Below are 14,673 nucleotides of genomic sequence, written 5' to 3' on the forward strand. Positions count from 1 at the left end.
ATTCCCATTTATTCTGATAGCGATGGAATTAATAACGCCTAATTAGAGTCTACCTTCCTTCCCAAAATAGCCGCTTCAGGAACAATACCGGCAACCAGTGCATTTGTTGAACCGTCATAATGAATATTGCCATCAACAACTAATAAAGCGCGGTCAGCTATACGGGCGGCATCATCCAGATTATGCGAAACCATCAGCAAAGTGAGCTGGCGTTCATTGCAAACTTGCTCCAGTAATATCAACATTTCATTACGCAGTGCTGGATCAAGAGCAGAAAAAGGCTCATCAAGTAACAGAATTGGCTGCTGGCGCACTAAACAACGCGCTAATGCTGCTCGTTGTCGTTGTCCACCAGAAAGTTGAGCAGGCAGGCGGGTAAGGCAATCTTCCAACGAAACTTGGGAGACTATTTGCTGTAATGTCTGTTGCTGTTTGCTATTAAGGCGTAATCCGGGATGTAATCCCAACCCAATATTCTGTTCAATCGTCAGATGAGAGAAGAGGTTATTTTCTTGAAATAACATGGATACGGGGCGCTGAGAAGGTGGCGTATTGGTGTGATTTTCTCCATTCAGCCATACGGAACCTTTTTCTGCTGTTTGAAAACCGGCGATCAGGTTCAGTAATGTACTTTTACCTGCTCCACTAGGGCCAAGAATAGCGATACGCTCCCCAGCCTGAATCTGCAAGTCAAAGAACATCACCAGATGTTCATAGGTGTAAGTCAGATTCTCAAGTTTAAGCATTATGTCGCCCCGGTAAGCGTTCAAGTAAACTAAACAGCATAAAACATAATAATAACAGCAATAAGGCGGTGACTGCGCCATCTTGACTACGGTAAGCCCCTATTTGCTGGTACAGATAGAAAGGAAGTGTACGGAAATCTTCATTACCAAACAGCGCGACCACACCAAAATCCCCAATCGAAAGGACACAAGCAAAAGCCAAAGCTTGCGCCAGCGGGATTTTCAGTGCTTTTAGCTCAATCCAACACAGTCGGTTAATACCTTGAATATTCAGGGATCGGCACAACGGATTATAGCGGGCTGCCAGATCTTTCATCGGATTATCCAGAACTTTCAATGCATAAGGAATTGCCATCAGTGCGTTGGTTAAAATCACCAGACCATAGGGTGAGCGGGGCAGGCCGATGGTGTCGTTAAGGAGGAGAAAAAAACCGGTTGCCAGCACGATGCCGGGCATCGCCAGGATCAACAAACCGCTTATTTCCATCGCTTGTCCCCAGCGGGGTGAATAACGCAGGTACAACTCGCGGCTGCTCCACAGCAGCATCATTGTGAATAAAACACACAGTAATCCGGCACCTAAAGCAATCACAACGGATGTGATAAATGCCTGCCACAATGCAGGCTGGCGTAATACGTTGAATAACCCGCTGTTCAGACCATCCACCACAACAGCTAACAATGGAGGCACCAGCAGTAACAGTGCTGCGGTAATTAACACGCTGTCACAGATTTTTCTCAGTAAAGTATCCTGTGGATTACGCCACTGCTGTTGATTGCTATAGCCGATGGATAGAGCACTGTTAAGTTTCTGACTAAGAAGAACCAGGCCAAGACAGCAAGTCAGCTGAATCAAAGCCAGTAACGCGGCACGGCCGAGATCGTAGTCATAGCTTAACGCCTGATAGATTGCCAGCTCGACAGTCGTTGCCGCAGGCCCGCCACCTAAAGCCAGCACGGTGGCAAAACTGGCAAAACAGAGCATAAAAATCAGCGCGCCGGTTGGCAGGATTTGGCGGCGCAGGTAAGGCCATTCAACGAAACGAAAATGTTGCCATTCATTCATACCCAACTGTGAGGCTAATTGCCGTTGTTCCACCGCAATGTTTTCCAGTGATTGCAGTAACAGCCGTGTTGCCAGTGGCATATTAAAGAAGATATGCGCCAGCAAAATGCCCTGTAAACCATAAGGGGTGAAAGGGTAATTGATACCGGCCCATTCACAGAACTGTGCCAGCCAGCCGACTCTGCCATAGACAGTTAGAATGCCGAACAGAGCGACCAGTACCGGCAAAACCAGCGTCATAGCACACAGGCGCAGAAACAAGGTTCGGCCGGGAAAATGGCGGCGGTAGAGTGCCCGGGAAAGAAAAATAGCGGGCATAACAGAAAACAGAGCCGATAAAAAAGCTTGCCAGAATGTAAAACGCACCACATGCCACAAATAGCGATCTTCTGTCAGTAAGTACCAGTCGTCTTCAGGCGCGTTAAACCAAAGTGTACCGAATGCCAGTAAAGCGACCAATAGCAAAAGACCGGCGGCAATCGCCCCCGGCAGCAGCCATCCGGCTATTAGCGGCTGACAGCGTTTTGCCATGTGCGAATCCATTGGTTACGGTGTTTTGCGACTTCTTCTGCGTTGTACTGTAATGATTTCTCTGGTATTGAAAGCTGTGAATAAACTTCTGGTAGTTGGATATCAATAACCGGATACATCCAGTTAGTGGTTGGAATTTCCTGTTGGAAAGCCGGAGTCAGCATAAAGCGCATAAATTTCTGGGCAAGTTCCGGTTGCTTGCTGGAGGCCAGTTGGGCGGCAACTTCGACTTGCAGGTAATGACCTTCACTAAACGTTGCCGCAGCATAATAGTCTTTCTTCTCAGACAAAATGTGATAGCCCGGTGAGGAGGTATAGCTCAGGACCAAATCGCCTTCGCCTTTCAGGAACAGACCATAAGCTTCACTCCAGCCTTTGGTGACCGTGAGTGTTTTCTTTGCCAGTTTTTGCCAGGCTTGTGGGGCATCATCACCATAAATTTTCTGCATCCACAACAGCAAACCTTGCCCAGGTGTGCTGGTGCGGGGATCTTGATAGATCACTTTCCAGTTATTGTGACTGTTGATCAGTTCATCCATGCTCTTTGGTGGATTTGGCAACGTATTTTTGTTGTAAATGAAGGCAAAGTAACCATAGTCATAAGGAATAAATACGGTGTTATTCCATTGTATCGGCAGCTTCAGTTTACGGGTATCCACTTGGCTTTCAGTGAACCGACCTGTCTGTTGGGCCGCTTGAATCAAGTTGTTATCCAGACCAAGGATAATATCGGCAGCCGTGCGCTTTCCTTCCATTCTGAGGCGGTTGAGCAGGGACACACCATCTTCCAGTGCAACAAATTTCAGCTCACAGTCACATTCAGCTTCAAACGCTTTTTTAATCGCGGGCCCTGGTCCCCATTCGGTGGCAAAAGAATCATAGGTGTAGACGGTTAATACCGGCTTTGCCTGTACAACCTGACTCAATAACAAAGCAGCGGCTGACAGTACCGTCAGTACGGTTAATTTGGAAAATAACGTCTTAAACACTTTGCTCTCCTTAATTAAGAGGATTGGCAAAGGATCTGAGGGCGCGCTAAACGGAAAGATAATTTCTGTGAAACAATTAGCAGCTCAAATCCCTACGCCGGTATTAGCCGGATCAGGTTCGGCGGGTTTACTCTCAGCAAGACCGTTTTAAACAGCCAGCACCCCGTTGAGATGGTGCTATTGTAGAGATTTAGCTAGCGACTGCAAAGTCCAATGATAGAGGTTTACCACTTGAGGGTAGTGTGAAACAATTAGTCATCTTTCAAATTTAGTTTATTGAGGTAGTCTGGTGATCGATGATGATGGCTACCGCCCGAATGTAGGAATTGTAATTTGTAATCGACAAGGCCAGGTTTTGTGGGCCCGGCGTTATGGGCAACATTCCTGGCAATTCCCTCAGGGGGGGATTAATCCGGGGGAATCACCAGAGCAGGCAATGTACCGGGAACTGTATGAAGAAGTGGGTTTAGGCCGGAAAGATGTACGCGTTTTGGCCTCTACCCGTAATTGGTTACGTTACAAATTACCTAAGCGTTTGGTGCGTTGGGATACAAGACCTGTCTGTATTGGCCAAAAACAGCGTTGGTTTTTATTACAACTGCTTTGTAATGAAGAAGATATTAATGTGCAGCACAGTAATACCCCAGAGTTTGACGGTTGGCGCTGGGTCAGCTATTGGTATCCTGTCCGGCAGGTTGTCTCTTTTAAACGTGATGTTTACCGGCGCGTGATGAAAGAATTTGCTTCGGTTGTGATGCCAATGCAGGAAAACGTATCATTATTACGTTCTTCATATTCTTATCGTCGCAAAAGAAGTTAGGTTAGCTCCATGCTTATGCGCTTACGGGAAATTGTTGAAAAAGTTGCGATGGCAACCAATTTGGCCGAGGCGCTTGAGCTATTGGTGAATGAGACCTGCCTGGCGATGAGCACAGATGTGTGTTCTATCTATCTTGCTGATCATCAACGGCAGTGTTATTACCTGATGGCAACCCGAGGATTGAGGAAACCCCGTGGAAGAATTATCAGCCTGGCATTTGGTGAGGGGGTGGTTGGACAAGTTGGTCAATTATCTGAACTGATTAATTTAGCGGATGTACGCAGTCATCCAAGTTTTAAATATCTGCCTCAGGTTAAGGAAGATAACTTCCGCGCTTTTTTAGGGGTTCCGGTTATTTATCGCCGTCAGTTGCAAGGCGTTCTGGTTGTCCAGCAGCAGGAACAACGCTTGTTTAATGAAACCGAAGAATCCTTTATGGTGACGCTGGCGACACAGTTGGCTGTGATTCTTGCTCAGGCTCAGACCAAGGGCTTGTTTGGGCACTACCGGCAGACCCGAATTAAAGCGTTGGCAATTTCCAATGGCATCGTCATGGCCCAGGGGTGGCAGGATTGTTCCCAGCCCTCATTTGAACAAATTTTTGAAGCATCAACCCTTGATCATGCAGCAGAACGTTCTCGTTTGATTCAGGCACTTGAAGATGCGACGGCGGAATGCCGGCGGCTCAGTAAGCGTTTTACTACCGGCTCTCAAAAAGAGAGTGCCGCGATTTTTGATCTCTATTCCTACCTTTTGAATGATCCTCAACTGAAACAAGATCTGTTTTCTTGTATTGAGCAGGGATCTGTTGCGCAATGGGCGGTTAAACAAGTTATTGAGAAATACGCAGAGCAATTCGCCAGCTTACAGGATGCCTATATGCGGGAAAGGGCATCGGATCTGCGGGCACTTGGGCAACGATTACTGTTTCATCTGGATGATTCACCGACTGTCAGTCATCTGTGGCCTGAATGGTTTATTCTGGTTGCTGATGAACTGAGTGCTAACCTATTGGCAGAAATGCCGCAGGAAAGATTAGCAGGGGTTATTGTTCGTGATGGCGCGACGCATTCACACTCTGCCATATTGGTTCGGGCGATGGGCATCCCGGCTATTATGGGAGCTGATATCCTGCCGGAACTCCTGCACAATCGTATGCTGATTCTTGATGGTTTCCGCGGAGAAGTTTTTATTGAACCTGAGCCGCTGATTTCTCAGGAATATAAACAGATCATCGAAGAAGAAAAAGCGCTGAGTAAACTGGCTGAAGGGGATGTTGATCAGGAAGCGCGGCTCAAAAGTGGTGAGCGTGTTCTTGTTCAACTTAATGCGGGTTTGAGTCTGAAATATGAGTTACATATAGGCAATAATATTGATGGTGTTGGTCTCTATCGAACTGAAATACCCTTTATGTTGCACTGTGGTTTCCCTTCAGAAGATGAACAAAAAGCCCGTTATCAGGAGATGCTGCAATTATTTCCTGATAAACCGGTGGTATTGCGTACACTTGATATCGGTGCGGATAAACAACTGCCTTATATGCCCATCAGCGAAGAAAACCCTTGTTTGGGGTGGCGCGGTATACGGGTGACATTGGACCAACCGGAAATTTTTCTTATTCAGCTTAGGGCTATGCTCAGAGCGAATGTTAATAGCGGTAATTTGAAAATCCTTCTGCCAATGGTTACTAGCGTGGAAGAGATTGATGAAGCTAAGAGATTGATAGACAGAGCGAAAGAGGAAGTTGAGCAAATTCTGGCGCATCAGATACCCATGCCGCAGCTCGGCGTGATGATTGAAGTTCCTTCGACCATTTTTCTCTTGCCACAACTCAAGTGCAGAGTCGATTTTGTTTCTATTGGCACCAATGATTTGACACAGTATCTGTTGGCAGTGGATAGAAACAACACCCAGGTCGCTTCCCTTTATGATTGTCTACATCCGGCTGTGATTCGGGCATTAAAACTGGTATTTGAAAATAGCCGGCAAGCGGGTCTTGCTATCAGTATTTGTGGTGAAATGGCGGGTTCTCCGATGGGTGCTCTGTTATTGATTGGTCTTGGCTATCGCAGCCTGAGTATGAGTGGTTGTAGTGTGCCAAGGATTAAATATTTATTACGTCATTTGGAGAGGGTTCAGGTTGAGCAGTTGATGACTGAAGTACTACAGGCTGAAACCAGCGTAAGAGTAAAGGAGCTGTCAGCAACGTTTATGGAGCGGCATGGGATTGGCGGTTTGGTCAGAGGCGGAATTTAATCCGTTTAACGGCCTGTGCTATGATCCGCAATCATTTGCCTTAGGATTCATTTTAAATATTAAGTGGGGAACGATGAGTAACAGCTACCTGGCATTTCCTAATATTGACCCGGTTATTTTTTCAATAGGCCCCATATCCCTTCATTGGTATGGTTTTATGTACCTGGTGGGGTTTGTATTCGCCATGTGGCTGGCGACACGCAGAGCCGCGAAACCTAATAGTGGTTGGGCAAAAAACGAAGTAGAGAACTTGCTCTATGCAGGTTTTGTTGGCGTCTTTGTTGGTGGCCGTCTTGGCTACGTACTGTTTTATAATCTTCCCGCCTTTCTCGATAATCCGCTTTATTTGTTTAAAGTTTGGGATGGAGGAATGTCTTTCCACGGTGGCTTGGTGGGTGTTATCTGCGCAATGTGGTTATTTGGTCGCAGAACTAAACGTCATTTCTTACAAGTTGCTGATTTCATTGCACCGTTAGTCCCTTTTGGCTTAGGAATGGGGAGAATTGGTAACTTTATTAACGGTGAATTGTGGGGGCGTGTCACATTGGATACACCGTGGGCTATGCTGTTTCCAAGCTCCCGTAGTGAGGATATTGCACTGGCAGCAACTGACCCTTCACTGTTATCAATACTTGAACAATATGGTGTTCTTCCCCGTCACCCTTCACAACTCTACGAAATGGCGTTAGAGGGGATCGTCCTGTTTATTATTTTAAATTTATATATCCGTAAACCTCGTCCAATGGGCAGTGTTTCCGGCCTGTTTTTAATTGGCTACGGTGTTTTCAGGATAATAGTGGAATTCTTCCGTCAACCAGATGCACAACTGGGTTTATTCGATGGAATCAGCATGGGACAGATTCTTTCTGTTCCAATGATCCTGGCGGGAGTTTTAATGATGATATGGGCATACAAACACCAAGGTAATAAGGTACAAGAGGTAAAATGAAACAGTATCTGGACTTAATGAAAAGAGTGCTAGAAGAAGGTACTCCAAAAGCAGACCGCACCGGGACGGGGACGGTCTCCACTTTCGGGCATCAGATGCGTTTCAATTTGCAGGATGGTTTCCCACTGGTGACAACTAAACGTTGCCATATCCGCTCAATTATTCATGAGCTTCTCTGGTTTCTGAATGGTGATACGAATATCAAATACCTGCATGAAAATAGTGTCACTATTTGGGATGAATGGGCGGATGAAAACGGCGATTTGGGGCCTGTGTATGGTAAACAATGGCGCGCATGGGGAGCGGCAGATGGCCGCCAGATTGACCAGCTGAAAACGGTGTTGGAACAGCTTAAAAGCGATCCGGATTCACGCCGGATCATTGTATCGGCCTGGAACGTCGGTGAACTGGATAAAATGGCATTAGCGCCATGTCATGCTTTCTTCCAGTTTTATGTTGCGGATGGCAAACTTTCCTGCCAGCTTTACCAGCGTTCCTGTGATGTATTCCTTGGCTTGCCGTTCAATATTGCTAGCTATGCATTGTTGGTTCATATGATGGCACAGCAGTGTGATCTGGCAGTGGGCGATTTTGTCTGGACGGGTGGTGACACGCATCTTTATAACAACCATATGGAACAGACACAATTACAGCTCAGTCGTGAGCCGCGTTCACTGCCAAAACTGGTTATAAAGCGTAAACCGGAATCACTTTTTGATTATAAATTTGATGATTTTGAAATTGTCGATTATGACCCGTATCCAGGAATAAAGGCACCGGTTGCTATTTAGAGGTTATGGCTGAAACAGTTCTTCTGTGTTTGTCAATAATCTGGGGGAACAATTTATTATAAATTGTTCCCCTTTTCATTTTGGTGGTATAATATACAGATACACAGAAGTAGGAGGAAAAAGACCATGAATACCATTTCTCAAAAAAAAGCTAGGGATCTACTCAGTAACCCAGAGAACTTCGAGGGCGGCTTGTTTATTACCAAAAACGGAATATCTGAATTGTTTATTCAACCGGTAGCAGAACGTGAGAGGGAGCAAGCCGATAGAAACGCAGAAAGACAGGCGATGGCGTTGCTTAAAATCGCTATGCTGTCTAAGAAAGATATCATGGATGGTAGAAAAATGACCCCTGAAGAAGCACTTCGTAGACGCAGGGAATGTCGGACGTGATATATAAAGTTCAAGTTGCTGAAACAGCCTACCAGACACTTTCTATTATTGAAGACTACAAGGTTTACACAATAGGGTTGGAAGCGGCTCAAAATTTGGTAGATGATTTACTGATTGAATCATCGAGATTGATTGGGGAAAACCCGTTAGCATACGGCTATTCCTCAATGTTACTGGATAAAGGAATTCAATTTCACCAGTGGTTTTCCAAAGATCGGCAATTCCGTGCCATTTATGATGTAGTCGGGGGTGAAATTCAGATATTGGCATACGCAAGCACAAACCAAGATTTAATTACCCTCTTGTATCAACTACTGATCATACACTGATAACGAAAAGATTTTGTTGAAAGGACAAGTATCATTGCAGGAATTAGCGGGAATCCGACACAAAGCCGATGTAGGTCAGCCAAGGGATCTCTGAAAACAGAGCGTTAGCCCGTTCCTGAACGACTGCAAGATTGATCATGCTTTGTTTCTCCAGTAAGTCGTCGGTTAGTCTGTCGTATTCTGCGTGGGATACGATATATGAAGAGTTTTTTTTGATTATATTTATGAAACTTCTTCCTTATAGCCATATAAGCTTACAATGCATGATAATAATAAGAAACAAAAACGTCTATCCTTATTGATTTTTGCGAGGCTCTACGCAATTTAAATGTAACAATAATATGTTGTTATTTTTTTATTGATGCACTCTCGCATAAAATTCAATTATGTGTTTATTCTGTTTTTAAAACAAATAGAATGTTTTGCGAAAGGATGTAAGGAATTGTTAATGGAAGATAACATTAATATAATTGGTAGTGATAATATTGATAATCAATTAGGTTTTTCCTTATTGGAATTGATGATTGTTATTGTTCTGGTTTCAATATTTTCTTTATGGGGGATACAAGAATGGGGTGATCATCAGGAAAGAGTCAGGTTACAGGAATCAGTACAGAAAGTATTGACATTTATCGCCAGGCAGCAATCTATGGCGAATTATCTGAATAAAGAGGTGATATTGTGGCTGAAAACGGGAAAAGAGTGGTGTATAGCGCTTTCTAGATCTGCACTTGCTGATTGTGATTTAGAGAATGTTGAGGGTATAAAATCATCCTATCAGGATGTTGTTATAAGCTCAGCAACTAAGGAGCAGATAGAGTTTCATGGAATAAGAAATACGATGATGCCCGCGAGTTTTATCTTGGCTAATTCCGCAGGTGAAATATCAGTTATTTTTTCTTCACGAGGAAGAGTAAGATCATGTAGTAATAATAAGTTTAATAGTATTCCGGCTTGTGGTTAATTATGCTTTTTCTTATAAAATAAGTGATACTCTATTGTAATGATAAAACATAAAAACCAATCTGGAATGACATTGTTAGAAGTGATTGTAGCAATGGCTATTGGTACTATTATTTTACTGGCGATTGCCAAAAGTTACCCGGTTTTAACCAGACAAGTAATGGAGTTATATCAGCGATATCGTTTAGGATATTTTGTTAAACAAACATTGTATATTATAGAAAAAGACATTCGTCGTGCAGGATATTGCCAGCATTATTGCGATGGAAAGCCAATATTAATCAATAATAGAAATGATGAAAGTGAGGGTTCATGCCTGATTATTGCATACGATCTTAATATAAATAACCAATGGGAGCCACCAGAACACAGTGAATCAGAATTCTTTGGCTATCGTCTTAGTAATAAATCAGTGGAATGGAAAAGAGGTGCGGGTAACTGTCAGGAAAATGGCTGGGAAAGGCTATTTGACCCAAATGAGATAGTGGTAGATTCATTTAAAGCAGAAAAATTACCAACAAAAGATGGTTTAGTTTTTATCAAATTGACGCTTATTGCACATTGGTTTAAACATCCATCAATAAACTACCAATATCAGGCAGTAATACGTTTGCGCAATATCAGGGGATAAGTACCGTGACTGAGCATTCTCCAAATGTTTGCCTGCAATTTCAGCAAGGAAATGTATTGTTAATTTCAGTGCTGATGTTGCTGGCTGTGAGCCTTATGATGCTGAAAGCTTTACATCATCATCTGGATAACGCATTAATCATGATGGTTGATGAACGCAGATATTTAAAAGCTTTTCAGCAAGCAGAATCTGCATTGTCATGGGGAATGGCTCAGTCATGGCTACTTTATCGTGATAAAACAGAAGAGTGGTATTGCCTGCAACAGCAGGAGTTCCATTTAACAAGCTGTTTAAAAAGGTACTCAAGTAATTTTTTTCTGCTGAAAGGTGTGGCAGAAGTGGCATCCGGGCAATCTGTCGGATTGTATCAATGGATGAAATTAATCTCTTCTGGTGGAAGTGATTCTCTTATTCCGGTAGAAAGCGGTTGGCTGGATTTCTGTCCCGAGGCAGATACGGGGTTTTGTTTATGAAACCAAATCTTTTTCATGCTCATCAATTAGGGATGAGTTTGCCCGAAGTTATGGTTGCCGTTATGGTCTTTTCTGTCTCTTTACTGGGATTAATGCGTTATCATCAGGCACTATTATTTGGATTTCAGCAACATTGGCAACAATCAAAGGCGGATAAATTATCTTATGGATACCTGGAACAATATGAATTAATTGCAGGTCAAAGTGCTTTATCAGAATTAACACCGCCACCGGGATGGCATGCTGAATTTCAGACGACATATCAGTTATCTGATTGCTATCAGCTTACAGTTATAGTAACAACGTCTTATAATCAGCAAAGTAAAGCAAGCCGGTGGATTTGTTCAAACGGGAGTCCTGATGTTCAAGGTTTATCATTCTAATCAGTTGGATCTTCTTAAAGAGCTGATAACCATACTTATCGGAGATAACCCACTGACTGATCCGTTTGAGCAGGAAGTCATTCTGGTACAAAGCCCAGGAATGTCACAGTGGCTGCAAATCCAACTGGCTGAAAGAATAGGGATATCAGCCAATATTTCGTTTCCACTTCCGGCTACTTTTATCTGGGATATGTTTACCAAAGTATTGCCTGATATCCCGAAAGAAAGCGCTTTTAGTAAAGATGCCATGACATGGAAACTGATGGCGTTATTGCCTCAATTATTGCCAGAAGCAGAATTTGTCCCACTTAGGCACTATCTTGATCAGGATTTTGATAAACGGAAAATTCATCAATTGGCCGGGCGGGTTGCTGACCTGTTTGACCAATATCTTGTTTATCGCCCGCAATGGCTGGAAAGCTGGCAGCAAGGGCAGCTTATTGATGGTTTGAGTGATAATCAGTTATGGCAGAAAAGATTGTGGCTAGAATTAACGGAATATACCCACCAGCTACAACAACCTCAATGGCATCGTGCTAACTTGTATCGCCGTTTTATTTCGATATTGGAAAACAGTGCTGAACTTTCAGCTTGCTTACCGAAACGGGTATTTATCTGTGGTATTTCGGCTTTGCCGCCTGTGTATTTACAAGCCTTACAGGCATTGGGACAGCATATTGATATTCACCTGATGTTTACCAACCCATGTAAATACTATTGGGGAGATATTCAGAATTATGCTTTTCTGGCAAAACTGAGCAGCCGTAAACCGCGTCACTATAAAAATAAGCAGGAATTGGAATATTTTAAAGATCCTGGCAATGCTCAATCACTGTTTAACGATGAAGGTGAACAGGATATCAGTAACCCCTTGTTGGCGTCATGGGGGCGATTAGGGCGTGATAATCTTTATTTACTGTCGCAGCTTGAGCAAAGTTCGGATGTTCACGCTTTTGTCGAATTAGAACAAGATAACGTGTTACATCAGCTCCAAAGGGATATTCTCTATCTGGAGGATCATGCCCAGATTGGTTCAACAAAAGAAACATTTGAAAATAGCCTGCAAAAACGGCTGCTTGCTCCTTCGGATCGTTCTTTGTCTTTCCATGTTTGCCATAGCCCTCAACGGGAAGTGGAAATTTTACAGGATCAGCTTTTAAGGTTACTGGAAGATAATCCATCACTGACGCCAAGGGATATTATTGTGATGGTCGCGGATATCGACAATTATACGCCCTATGTTCAGGCGGTATTTGGTAATGTCTCTGCTGAACGTTATATTCCATTCGCAATTTCTGATCGCAAAGCCCGTCAAGCGCATTCAATTTTACAGGTATTTATTACACTGCTTGATTTACCTCAAAGCCGTTTTACCACTGAGCAGGTTTTAGCATTGCTGGAAGTTCCGGCGTTGGCGAATAAATTTGAAATTCATGAAGAGGGTTTACGTTTATTAAGGCGTTGGGTTGAAGAATCTGGTGTTCGCTGGGGGCTGGATGACGACAATGTGGAAGAGCTGTCCTTGCCGGTGACAGGCCAGCATACATGGCGTTTTGGGCTGACCAGAATGTTGTTGGGTTATGCCATGGATAGCCGGTCAGGTCCTTGGAAAGAGGTATTGCCTTATGATGAATCCAGCGGTTTAGCAGCGGAGCTTGCCGGCCAATTAGCTGAGTTTTTAATGCAATTGAGCTACTGGCGCAAAATTTTGGGTGAGAATCAGACGCTAATGGGTTGGTTACCTGTCTGTCAGCAATTGCTGGAAACATTTTTCGTCGCAGACAGTGAAACTGAATTAGTACTGGCAATGATAGAGCAGCAGTGGCAGAAAGTGATAGGTAATGGCTTGAATGCCCGCTATCAGGAAATCGTGCCACTGGTTCTGTTGCGGGATGAATTGGCTCTCCGGTTTGATGATGAAAAAATAAGTCAGCGTTTTCTCGCAGGGTCTGTCAACTTTTGCACCCTAATGCCAATGCGTTCTATCCCCTTTAAGGTTGTCTGTTTATTGGGAATGAATGACGGTATTTATCCCCGTTCAATTCCACCGCTTGGGTTTGACCTGATGGCAGAAAAAAGTCAAAGGGGAGACAGAAAACGGCGGGATGATGATCGTTATTTATTCCTTGAAGCGCTGATATCCGCTGAACAGTTTCTTTATATTAGTTACATCGGTAAATCCATTCGTGATGATACGGAATGCAACCCTTCAGTGCTGGTTAATGAATTGCTGGATTATGTTTGCCAGAGTTTCTGCTTGCCAGGCAATGAAAAACTGAACGTTGATGAAAGCGCCGCTAATATCAGAAAACATCTGTTGTCTCTTCATACCCGGGTTCCATTTGCGCCGGCAAACTTTATACCGGGCAGTTATCAGCAAAGTTATGCCGGAGAGTGGCTACCGGCAGCGACTGAGCAAGGTGCTGCATATTCTGAATTTTGTCAGCCTGTCGAAACGGAACACATTCGGGAAATTACACTTGATGATTTAATCCGCTTTTACCGTCATCCCGTTCGGTTTTTTTTCCAGCGTTGTCTGAAAATAAACTTTGTCATTGAAGAAACGGAGTTACCTGAGGAAGAACCTTTTGTTTTGGATAATCTTCAACGTTATCAATTTAATCAGCTATTGTTGAATACACTCATTGAACAACAATCGTCTGAGCCGCTCTTCAACCGACTTCGTGCGGCTGGAGGGCTGCCTTTTGGTGCTTTTGGTGAAGTTTATTGGTTGAAGCAGCAAAAAGAGATGCAACCGCTGGCGGATAAAATTCGTGAACAACAAATAGAGACTTTCTCTGTCGATTTACATCATGATTTAGGGCAAGTCATTCTGACAGGACGAATTAATAAGGTGCAGCCGGATGGTTTACTACGTTGGCGGCCGGCTAGTCTGACAGCAAATGATGGTATGCAGCTGTGGATTGAACATCTGGCTTACTGTCTTGCTGGTGGTCAGGGGGAAAGCCGCAGTTATGGGCGAGATAACAGTGAATGGCGCTTTGACCCTGTGCCGTCAGAACAAGCGAAAGATTATTTGAATCAATTGGTTGAAGGTTATCAACGCGGAAGAACAATTCCTTTGCCCTTATTTTGTAAAAGTGGTTGGGTGTGGCTTTCAACATGCATGAATAAAGAAACGGGTGAGATTGACAGCAGTGATGAAATCCAATCAAAAGCTGAAAGCCAGCTACTGAAAGCCTGGCTTGGGGAGCAAGGGCGCAGAGGGGAAGGTGATGATCCTTATGTTCAGCGGGCTTTCAGGCAAGCTGATAAATTATTTTTAGCAAAACTTAAACAAGAAGCGCTCAGTTATTTGTTACCGATAGCGCGATATCAGAATACATAGGGAG

At 43.8% G+C, this 14,673-nt stretch carries 14 protein-coding genes and 1 riboswitch; of the genes, 11 read left to right on the forward strand and 3 right to left on the reverse strand.

The features are described 5' to 3' along the window. Positions 1 to 38 precede the first annotated feature (38 nt). Genes thiQ through thiB form a run of 3 tightly spaced genes read right to left on the reverse strand, consistent with a single transcriptional unit; the run spans position 39 to position 3,332 of the window. Positions 39 to 746: a thiamine ABC transporter ATP-binding protein ThiQ gene (thiQ, locus tag C5470_RS01435; RefSeq protein ID WP_166285338.1), complete on the reverse strand. Its 708-nt coding sequence runs from the start codon at positions 744 to 746 to the stop codon at positions 39 to 41. After that, complete coding sequence (gene thiP, locus C5470_RS01440) at positions 739 to 2,343, reverse strand: thiamine/thiamine pyrophosphate ABC transporter permease ThiP (RefSeq protein ID WP_036843819.1); 1,605 nt, start codon at positions 2,341 to 2,343, stop codon at positions 739 to 741. The genes thiQ and thiP overlap by 8 nt, the downstream gene beginning before the upstream one ends. Beyond that, positions 2,319 to 3,332: a thiamine ABC transporter substrate binding subunit gene (gene thiB, locus C5470_RS01445; protein ID WP_166285340.1), complete on the reverse strand. Its 1,014-nt coding sequence runs from the start codon at positions 3,330 to 3,332 to the stop codon at positions 2,319 to 2,321. Before thiB ends, thiP begins: the two co-directional genes overlap by 25 nt. 71 nt (positions 3,333 to 3,403) lie before the next feature. Continuing rightward, a riboswitch (TPP riboswitch) is annotated at positions 3,404 to 3,508 on the reverse strand. 113 nt (positions 3,509 to 3,621) lie between these two features. Between thiB and rppH the strand changes: the two genes are divergently transcribed. The 11 genes from rppH (at position 3,622) to recC (ending at position 14,669) form a co-directional block, all read left to right on the forward strand. Next, entirely contained in the window at positions 3,622 to 4,152 is a 531-nt protein-coding gene (gene rppH, locus C5470_RS01450; protein ID WP_036843817.1) for an RNA pyrophosphohydrolase, read from the forward strand. Between the two features lie 9 nt (positions 4,153 to 4,161). Continuing rightward, on the forward strand, positions 4,162 to 6,408 hold the full coding sequence (gene ptsP, locus C5470_RS01455) for a phosphoenolpyruvate--protein phosphotransferase (protein ID WP_036843816.1): 2,247 nt from the start codon (positions 4,162 to 4,164) through the stop codon (positions 6,406 to 6,408). A 73-nt stretch (positions 6,409 to 6,481) separates the two neighbouring features. Then, positions 6,482 to 7,357, forward strand: a complete 876-nt coding sequence (lgt, locus tag C5470_RS01460) for a prolipoprotein diacylglyceryl transferase (protein ID WP_036844272.1) — start codon at positions 6,482 to 6,484, stop codon at positions 7,355 to 7,357. Further along, positions 7,354 to 8,148: a thymidylate synthase gene (thyA, locus tag C5470_RS01465; protein ID WP_152963545.1), complete on the forward strand. Its 795-nt coding sequence runs from the start codon at positions 7,354 to 7,356 to the stop codon at positions 8,146 to 8,148. Before lgt ends, thyA begins: the two co-directional genes overlap by 4 nt. Positions 8,149 to 8,274: 126 nt before the next feature. After that, entirely contained in the window at positions 8,275 to 8,541 is a 267-nt protein-coding gene (locus C5470_RS01470) for a hypothetical protein (RefSeq protein ID WP_036843812.1), read from the forward strand. Beyond that, on the forward strand, positions 8,529 to 8,870 hold the full coding sequence (locus tag C5470_RS01475; RefSeq protein WP_152963546.1) for a hypothetical protein: 342 nt from the start codon (positions 8,529 to 8,531) through the stop codon (positions 8,868 to 8,870). The genes C5470_RS01470 and C5470_RS01475 overlap by 13 nt, the downstream gene beginning before the upstream one ends. Before the next feature lie 448 nt (positions 8,871 to 9,318). After that, positions 9,319 to 9,834, forward strand: coding sequence for a prepilin peptidase-dependent protein (locus tag C5470_RS01480; RefSeq protein ID WP_051477181.1), 516 nt, complete (start codon positions 9,319 to 9,321; stop codon positions 9,832 to 9,834). Between the two features lie 39 nt (positions 9,835 to 9,873). Then, complete coding sequence (locus C5470_RS01485) at positions 9,874 to 10,464, forward strand: prepilin peptidase-dependent protein (protein WP_036843809.1); 591 nt, start codon at positions 9,874 to 9,876, stop codon at positions 10,462 to 10,464. A 5-nt stretch (positions 10,465 to 10,469) separates the two neighbouring features. Beyond that, on the forward strand, positions 10,470 to 10,937 hold the full coding sequence (locus tag C5470_RS01490; protein WP_051477179.1) for a YgdB family protein: 468 nt from the start codon (positions 10,470 to 10,472) through the stop codon (positions 10,935 to 10,937). After that, the gene (locus tag C5470_RS01495; RefSeq protein WP_036843807.1) at positions 10,934 to 11,320 is read left to right on the forward strand and encodes a prepilin-type N-terminal cleavage/methylation domain-containing protein; all 387 of its coding nucleotides are present in this window, start codon (positions 10,934 to 10,936) and stop codon (positions 11,318 to 11,320) included. The genes C5470_RS01490 and C5470_RS01495 overlap by 4 nt, the downstream gene beginning before the upstream one ends. After that, entirely contained in the window at positions 11,298 to 14,669 is a 3,372-nt protein-coding gene (gene recC, locus C5470_RS01500; protein WP_166285342.1) for an exodeoxyribonuclease V subunit gamma, read from the forward strand. Before C5470_RS01495 ends, recC begins: the two co-directional genes overlap by 23 nt. The last annotated feature ends 4 nt before the right edge of the window (positions 14,670 to 14,673 follow it).

Origin of the sequence: Photorhabdus stackebrandtii, from assembly GCF_011189495.1 — a bacterium.
Taxonomy (GTDB): domain Bacteria; phylum Pseudomonadota; class Gammaproteobacteria; order Enterobacterales; family Enterobacteriaceae; genus Photorhabdus; species Photorhabdus khanii.